Annotated in this window: 4 protein-coding genes and 1 tRNA gene; 3 read left to right on the top strand and 2 right to left on the bottom strand. The window is 60.2% G+C overall.

What is annotated here, in order from left to right; genetic code table 11:
- The first annotated feature begins 190 nt into the window (after positions 1-190).
- On the top strand, positions 191-2,155 hold the full coding sequence (locus NW852_RS08180) for a tetratricopeptide repeat protein (protein WP_414426627.1): 1,965 nt from the start codon (positions 191-193) through the stop codon (positions 2,153-2,155).
- 43 nt (positions 2,156-2,198) lie between these two features.
- Positions 2,199-2,282, top strand: a tRNA-Leu gene (locus NW852_RS08175).
- A 13-nt stretch (positions 2,283-2,295) separates the two neighbouring features.
- On the opposite strand, the gene NW852_RS08170 is transcribed toward NW852_RS08175, so the two are convergent.
- Positions 2,296-4,413: a glycosyltransferase 61 family protein gene (locus NW852_RS08170; RefSeq protein WP_414426626.1), complete on the bottom strand. Its 2,118-nt coding sequence runs from the start codon at positions 4,411-4,413 to the stop codon at positions 2,296-2,298.
- Between the two features lie 242 nt (positions 4,414-4,655).
- Between NW852_RS08170 and NW852_RS08165 the strand changes: the two genes are divergently transcribed.
- The gene (locus NW852_RS08165) at positions 4,656-7,355 is read left to right on the top strand and encodes a phycobilisome rod-core linker polypeptide (protein ID WP_414363956.1); all 2,700 of its coding nucleotides are present in this window, start codon (positions 4,656-4,658) and stop codon (positions 7,353-7,355) included.
- 58 nt (positions 7,356-7,413) lie between these two features.
- On the opposite strand, the gene ruvB is transcribed toward NW852_RS08165, so the two are convergent.
- A complete protein-coding gene (gene ruvB / locus NW852_RS08160) occupies positions 7,414-8,520 on the bottom strand; it encodes a Holliday junction branch migration DNA helicase RuvB (RefSeq protein WP_414363955.1) in 1,107 nt (368 codons plus the stop codon).
- Positions 8,521-8,739: the final 219 nt, after the last annotated feature.

Here is an 8,739-nt window from a genome sequence, read left to right as displayed (position 1 = left end):
GGGGGGCAAGAGGCCTGAAAGCCTTGTGGCGCAAGGCATCGAGCGGGTCAACGAAAGAATCGGCCTTTGCGGGATTTGGCGAGGCGCTCGCAGAGCCGCTGATACCGTTTTTGTGTGCTTTTGACAACATGAGCCTCAGGGGGCTGGAGCGCCTATAGTGGGGGAAGATCTCCAGCTTCCCTCGTTGTCGATGTCGGATCTCACCCCCACGGGTAAGCTTCTGGCCGGGATCCAGGCCCAGCAGGCTGGCGACTTGCGAACAGCGGAAGCCATTTACTCGGAAATTCTGGCGGAGTTTCCGGATCAAGCTGATGCCCTGCACCTGCTGGGGACGGTGGCCCAGGCCAAGGGAGAGGGGGAATGGGCGGCTGCTTTGATTGCCGAGGCCATTGCGCTCGATCCCCGCGTAGCCCTCTATCATCACAACCTGGGCGTTGTCTATGAATCTTTGGGGCAACTGGAAAAGGCGCTATCTTGCTATTGGCAGAGCCTGAGCCTCAATCCCAAGGCTTACCTTTCTGCTTTGCAAGCCGGCAAGATTCTTGTTAACCTACGCCGCCATCAAGAAGCGATCCCTTTGCTTAGCTCCTTGTTAGAAAATCCAGATCCGGCAGCAGGGATCCCTTGGGCTGAGGTGCATTTTTATCTGGGAATAGCCCATCGCGAGCAAGGGGAACACAGCGCGGCTCTGGCTCACCTGGAAAAGGCGTGGACTTTGGATCCCAATTTGGTGGTAGCTCGCTGGCTTTACCATCTCTATTTGCCCGCCCTCTATCAGGATGAGGAAGAGCTGCATAGATTTCGCTCTCGCTTTGTAGAACACCTGGATCGCCTCATTGAGGAGACGCCCTTGGACACCCAAGAGCAGCGGCGGCTTGCCTTTTTAGGGTCAAGCTGGGGAACACCCCACCATCTGCAGTACCAGGGCTGCGACGACCTGGAGCTGCAGAAAAAATACGCTCAGTTTGTGCAGCGCATCGTGAAATCTTGCTACCCCAATTGGCACTCTCTTCCCCGGCAACCAGGGGATCCCATTCGCGTTGGCTTTGTCTCGGCCTCGATGCGCGCCTGCTCCTACAGCCGTCTTTCTTTAGGGTGGGTGAAGTACTTAAAGGCGAGCTCCCAGTGGCCTTTTCTGGTGTTTGCCTACCATTTGGATCCTAGAACCGACTTCATGACAGAGCAATATCGCCAGTATGCCGATGTATTTCGCCACATTCCCACTGGCTTTGAAGACGCCGCCCGTCAAATTCTGCAGGATCAGCTCGATGTTTTGGTGTATCTGGAAATTGGCCTTTCTCCCCTGATTTTGCAACTGGCATCTCTGCGGCTAGCCCCAGTGCAATGCTCCACCTGGGCCCATCCTGTAACTTCTGGACTTTCAACCATTGACTACTTTCTCTCCAGCGACCTGATGGAGCCCGAAGATGGGCAGGCTCACTACAGCGAAACCCTAGTTCGGCTGCCCCGCCTGGGTACTTGTTTTGAAAAGCCGATTTTGCCTCGCCAGAGGCGTTACCGCCAGGACTTTGGCCTGCGCCAAGATGCCGTTGTTTATCTCACCTGTCAGTATCTGGGCAAGTACCTGCCGCAATACGACTACCTTTTTCCAGCTATTGCTCAGCAGGTGCCTAGTGCCCAATTTGTCTTCTTGGCCTTGCCCAATGCTGCCATTGCCCAACACTTTTGGCAGCGTCTTTCCCGAACTTTCTCCGCCTATGGCCTTTCTGCAGAAGACCACTGCTTGATCTTGCCCCAACTGGATCATCAAGACTACTTGGATCTCAACCGCTGCGCCGACATTATGCTGGATTCCTACGGCTGGTCGGGCGGGATCACCACCCTGGAAGCTGTTGCTGCCGGCTTGCCTGTAGTGACCTGCCCTGGCCGGTTCCTGCGGGGCCGCCACACCTATGCCATCCTCAAAAGGATGGGCCTTGATCTCTTAATTGCCCAAGACCTTCAGCGCTACGAAGAGTTGGCTGTCCAACTGGGAACGGATCCCCAATTTCGGCAGCAAATCTCCCAGCAGATCCAACAGCGGCGCGACCTGCTCTTTGAGGATCGAGACTGCGTGGCAGCCCTGGCCCATTTCTTGCACCAGGCTGTCTCCCAGAAGCTGGCATGTCATACTCTCCCTATAGAAGCCTCCTAGCTCCCCACAGCAAGCAGTTTGGTAGAGTGGTACAGCTCCTCCAGGGATCGTGGCGGAATGGTAGACGCTACGGACTTAAAATCCGTTGTTCTTCAAGAACGTGAGGGTTCGAGTCCCTCCGATCCCATCCCCCCCTAGATTCACCGCAGCCCTGTCTGCTCGAGCAGGTTCAGCAAGTCCGGGATCGGCACCCAGGCATCCTCCCGATCCAACTCTGGGCTAGCCAGTAGAGCCACCAGGGCTGGGTCGCAGGTTGGAGCCAGCAGGGGGAAGTAGTCTAGTCCCACCACCTGGGCAAGGCTCCAGAAGTAGGGAAGCACGGCATTGCTGGGGAAGATCTCAACTACAAGAGTCCCAGGTTGACAAAAGGCAAGGTTGGTCAGGCCCGCTCCGTGGATGCCAATGACTGCTTCTGCTGTTTGCATCAAGGCTATTTGCTCGGCTAGAGAAAGGGCTTCCAGTTGCACGGGCACAAATCCCCAGGGGCGCAAAGCCTCGAGAACCTCTGCCTCGTTGATGACCCGCCGCCAGCGAGCAGCTCGACGGCTGATGTAGATCCGCCGCGGCAGCCCCGCCGCCTGCTCTCGCGGAACCAGTTGCTGCAGCACTTTCCAGCCCCTGGGGGTTAGACACCCCACCGGCCCCGCCAGCGAGGGCACAATCAGGTTCTGCGCTTGCAGATGGGATCCCCCCGCCTGCTCAAAGCTAAGGAGGCGCTCTGGTGGGATCCCCAAGGCAGCTAAGCTTTGCACCTGAAAGGGCTTGCCCTGGTAGCCGTGAACCAAGAGGGGGATGTCCTTTTCGAGGACGCCGGAGCGGCGTAGGAGATCGAGGGCGGGCAGGATGTCCACCATCCAATGGAAGTAGTTGACTGCCCCCAGGGGCAAGAGGGCGACAGAGCCCTCCAGCAAAATTGGCGGCCCCAGGTGGGGTAGGTCCAAGACGGGGTGGTGCTCCAGGTGCTCTGGCTTCCAGTCCCAGTCGAGAAACTCCGGCGGCGGCAAGCTGGGGGAGACATCGGCCAGCAACTCACCCCTACGGGTAAGCACGGCGCTGGCAAAGCTGGCGTAGAGGTGGCGGGGATAGTGGCCCACGTGCACGGATCCCTGCGGAATCTGGGCGACAAAGGTCTCGGCCAAGGGGATCCGCTGCGAGCGCAGCTTTTGCCCAATGGCAGGCTCAGCCGTAGGAGGAGCTTGGAGACAGAGAACCCCTTCTGGATCCACCACCTGGTAGCTGCCCTCGCCGGTGGCCTGGTGCCACTGCCGGGTGGTGAGGTAACCCTGGCTGGGCACTGGCAGGGGGTTGCCAGCACTGGGCGGTGGGCTCTGGCAGGCTGGGGAAGGAAGGGCTGCCTGCGCAGGGAGCCAGCGCTGCTGCCAGGCGCGGTACCGCTCCTGCCAAAGGCTGCCCGGGGATCCCTGCAGGGCCTGCTCCAGCTCCAGCCGCAGCCGACTGTCTCTGCCGCTGCCCTCACACCAGGCCTGTAGCCACTCCCGCTCGGCAGCCAGCGCCTGCCGGAACTTCTCCCAAGCCCCCTGCGGGTCATTCCGCCGCACCTGAGCCTCTACCCAGTAGCTGTAGAGCTCTGCTGTCTGGGTGCCCTGCGCCGCTGCCTCCTGAAAGCAGGCCACCGCCTGCTCCAGCTCCCCCAGATCCAGCCAAGCCAGGCCCATCTGCACCCAGGGATCCCCCCACTCTGGCCTTAGCCTCGCTGCCTCCTGGAGAGGGGAGAGAGCCTCCCGCAACCGGCCCAGCTTGAGCAGGGCCAGGCCCCAGCGCCAAAAGCTCTCCGTGGCCGTTGGATCCCGGCGGCAGGCCTCTTCAAACCACTCTGCTGCTTCTAGCCACAGTCGGCTGCGCTCCTGGACTAGGCCAAGGCGATGGGCCGCCAACGCCGCCTCTGGGGCAGCGCCACTTTCTAGCAACTGCCGATACAAAGCCGCCGCCTGCGGCCACTGCCCCCTTTCCCACAGCCCCTCAGCCAGCTCCTGCAGTCCCCTTGCCCAGCAGCGGGTAGCCTCAGCTTCGGCCACCCCTTCGGCCCCTAGGAGCGCCAGACCCTCCTGCCAAGTGAGCTGGGCTTCTAGCTCCTGCCCCAGGAGCAGGTAGGCAGATCCCAGCCACCAATACAGCAGGGGCTCTTGGGATCCCTGCTCAAGCTGCCGCTGTAAACCTTCAGCAACAGAGCTGTAGCATCCCTGTTCCCAGTCCACCAGCAGGGAGTTGGGAAGGTGCGGAGGAGGGTTGGAGGCCATGGTTTTCGACGAGAAGGCAAATGAGAACGAGTGTTACAAACTGCAACAACCTCCCCCCTCTGGGCGCATCCCCCTAGTATTCTAGGCTTGGCTTCCCCCTCAGGGATCCGGCGTCCATTCCTCCCCAGCTCCGAGAGGAACGTGGGACCGGTCTAGTTGAGTCCATGGGTCAGCCTCTGTCCTATGGCATCGTCCCTGGCCCTTATTGGCAGTTTTTCAATAAAACGGAGTTTAAGAGACCGATGGGTATCAACGCATCCGGTGGCGCAGTCGTCTCCAGCCCCCGTCTTTACCAAACTGTGCCCCTCTCGACCATCTCCCAGGCGGAACAACAGGATCGCTATCTGGCCCGCACCGAGCTGGATCGCCTGGAGGACTTTTTCTCCAGCGGCCTGAAACGGCTGGACATTGCCCAAGTGATCGCGGCCAACTCCGAAATCATCGTCAGCCGAGCGGCCAACCGCATCTTCACGGGGGGCTCGCCCATGGCCTATCTGGAGCGGCCAGAAGCCACCCAGGACGAGAAGGAAGCCTTTAAGCTAGGCACCGCCTTCTACGTGGAATCCACCGGTGGCTTCCTGGAGGCTATCCGCAACCTCTTTAGCGCCAGCGGCGTGGAGATCCCACCCAACTTCCGTCCCATTAACATCCCCCGCTACGGCGCCGCCAACATGCGCAAGTCGCTGCGGGATCTGAGCTGGTTCCTGCGCTACGTCACCTATGCCCTGGTGGCTGGGGATCCCAGTATCATCGTCGTCAACACCCGTGGCCTGCGGGAGATTATCGAAAATGCCTGCTCTGCTGAGGCCACCATTGTCGCCCTCCAGGAGATGAAGCGGGCCTCGGCCAGCTACTTCCGCAAAGATGCCGAGGCGGTGGCCATCATCAACCAGTACTTTGATGTGCTCCTGAGCGAGTTCATTGCCCCTGCTCCCTCCGACAAGCTACGGCAGCGCAACGCCAGCACCGCCGATGGCCTGCCCTTGCAAGGGCTACAGTTACCCCAGGTTTACAACTTGGCCGCAGAAAAAGTGCCCGTCTTTGCCATGAAGCCGGGGCTCTCCAATGCTGAGAAAGAAGAGGTCATCAAAGCGGCTTATCGGCAGGTGTTCGAGCGGGATATCCGCCGTGCCTATGGCCTCAAGCTGGCCGACCTGGAGTCAAAGGTCAAAAACGGCGAGATCTCCATGAAGGAGTTTATCCGCCGCCTGGGCAAATCCGAACTCTACCGCAAGCAGTTCTACGAGCCCTACATCAACAGCCGTGTGGTGGAGCTGGCCTTCCGCCACTTCCTGGGGCGGGCCCCAGAGACCCGCGAGGAGGTGCAGACCTACTTCTCCATCGTCTCCAGCAAGGGCCTAGCTGGGCTGGTGGATGCGCTGGTGGACAGCCGCGAGTACGGCGACTACTTCGGTGAGGAGACGGTACCCTACCTGCGCAAGCTGGGGGTGGAAGCGCAGACCAGCGCCAACTGGGGGCCCAAGTTCGACCTCTACAATTACGCTGCCCCCCGTCGCAAGGTGCCCCAATTTATCACCCTCTTTGCCCGCTACAATCGCCCCTTGCCGGATCAGCACGCCTACGGCGTCGGCAACGACCCGCTGGAGATCCAATTTGGCGCCATCTTCCCCAAAGAAACTCGCTCCCTCAAGGCCAGTCCCGCTCCCTTCAGCAAGGATGTCAAGCGCATTCTTATCCGGCGCGGCTTTGCGCTCACCAATGCCCGCACCAACCCCAAGGCGGCAGGGGATCCCGGTAGCCTTGGCCCCAAAGTCTTCAAGCTTACCCAAACCCCTCGCGATCGCAGCCGGCGTTTGGGAGTGCGGGCAGGGGTTGTTGGCAGCGAAGTCTCGACGCAAGCGGTCATCCGCGCCTGCTACCAGCAGGTGTACGGCTATGTGCCCTACGAAGGCCAACGGCTAACCCGCTGGGAGATCAAGCTGGAGTCGGGCGAGATTACGGTCAAGGAGTTTGTCCGCCAGTTGGCCAAGTCAGATCTCTTCCGCAACAAGTACTGGTCTAGCCTCTACGTCTGCAAGGCCATCGAGTTTATCCACCGCAAGCTGCTGGGCCGGCCCACCTACGGCCGACAGGAGATGAACCGGCTGTTTGACATTGCCTCCAAGCAGGGCTTCTACGCGGTGGTGGATACCATCCTCGACAGTGAAGAGTACCAGCAGGTCTTTGGGGAAGACATCGTGCCCTACGAGCGCTACCTCACCCCCGGCGGTCTGGCCCTGCGGCGGATGCGCCCTGGATCCAGCGACATGGCTGTGGTTACCAGGCCTATCCGCACCGACGACGATATCCCCCTCTTTGTCAAGCTGGGCCAGCCCCAGGACAAGCCCTCCGGCGAGCTGGAAATCCAGCGGCGAGTCCAGCAAGGGGTGCCCAAGGTGCGCCAAGAGGTGCCCATCTTCAAGCTTACCAGCCTGGCCAACAAAGCCGAGGTCAACAACCTCATACGCGCTGCTTACCGCCAGATCTTCGAGCGCGACATGGACATCTACAATATCAGCGCGGAGCTGAGCTCCGCCGAGTCCAAGCTGCGCAATGGCGAGATCACCGTCAAGGAGTTCATCGAGGCGTTGGGGTGTTCTGAACTGTACCGCTCTGAGTTCTACGCTCCCTATCCCAACACCAAGGTGATCGAGTTGGGCACCAAGCATTTCCTGGGCCGCGCACCCCTAAACCAGCAGGAGATCCGCAAATACAACCAGATCTTGGCCACTCAGGGGTTGAAGGCCTTTGTCCGCGCCTTGCTCAACACCCAGGAGTACCGGGATCTCTTTGGCGAGGACACGGTACCCTATCGCCGCTTCCCCACCTTGCCGGCGGCCAACTTCCCCAACACCCAGGAGTTGTATGGCCGCCTCACCAAGCAAAACAAAGAGTTGGTGGTACCCAGCTTTAGCCCGGTGGGGAAAAACGATCGCAGCTAGATCAACTCCCCTCTCCTCTTGCGGGAGAGGGGCTGGCGGTGAGGGAAAACGATTAGCTTCACAAAGGCAGAGGGGATTGGGCTTCATAGCCCAAATGTCGTAGCGCGGCAGGGGTAACCACACGGCCCCTTGGCGTACGCTGCAGGTAGCCAATCTGCAGCAGGTAGGGCTCGTACACCTCCTCAATCGTCTGGGGATCCTCGCCGGTTATTGCCGCCATTGTCTCCAGGCCCACCGGCCCGCCGCCAAACTGCTCCACCAGCAGGGTCAGCAACTTGCGATCCGTCCAGTCCAGTCCCATAGGATCTACTTGGAACAACTCCAGAGCAGCGGCTGCCACTTCTCGGCTGATGTGGCCATTCCCCCGCACCTGGGCATAGTCGCGCACTCGCTTCAGGAGGCGGTTGGCAATGCGCGGTGTGCCTCGGGAGCGGCGAGCAATCTCCTCAGCTCCCGCGCGATCAATGGAGGTGTTTAGGAGGCGAGCGCTGCGTAGCACAACTTCCGCCAGTTCGTCAGGCTCGTAGAAGCGCAGCCGCTGCACCTGACCAAAGCGATCCCGCAGCGGCGAAGTCAGAGCGCCAATGCGGGTGGTGGCCCCAATGAGGGTAAAGCGCTCCAGGGGTATGGAGGTGATGCGGGCAGAGCGACCTTTGCCAAGGGTAATGTCGAGGCGAAAATCCTCCATTGCCGGATAGAGCAATTCCTCAGTCACCTTGGGCAGGCGGTGGATCTCGTCGATAAACAACACATCGCCCCGCTTGAGGCGCACTAGGTAGCCAGCAATGTCGCGGGGGCTCTCCAGCGCTGGCGCCGTGGTCATGTAGAAGCGGGATCCCATCTCCGCCGCCAGCACAGCAGCCACCGTGGTTTTGCCCAAGCCGGGCGGGCCGTAGAACAGCAGGTGATCCAAAGGCTCCCCGCGAGCGCGGGCTGCTGCAATAGCGATGGAGAGCACTTCCTTGAGCTCCGTCTGGCCGATATACTCGGCCAGGGTGCGCGGGCGGAGGGATTCTTCCTGAGCCTCGCCGGGGTGAGCCTGCGGTTGCAGTAGCCCTTCCGCCCTAGCAAAAGCCAATTTCGACTCTCTTCTGCGAGAAGAACTCTTTTGCTGCCGCTGCCCGGGATCCTCAGCCCCCGCAGCCCGAGAAGAAATGATTGCCATATCCTTTACCCGCAGATGCAATAGCCCTACTCTAACTGTAAAAAACTGGGGGAAAGATCCTGGTAAACCGTTTGCCGATTTTGGTCTCTCACCTGGGTAGAAAGATTGGAGGGGGCAGTAGAAGAAAAAAATCCCCCAGCGTCTGCCAGGGGACTTAAGAAGGACTAGTCTACTCGGTCAGGAGTGGATTAGCCACGGATGGCCGGCGCCACTTCCACC

The sequence above is a fragment of the Synechococcus sp. H60.1 genome (assembly GCF_047462335.1).
Taxonomy (GTDB): domain Bacteria; phylum Cyanobacteriota; class Cyanobacteriia; order Thermostichales; family Thermostichaceae; genus Thermostichus.
This window is presented reverse-complemented; position numbering and strand designations above follow the sequence as displayed.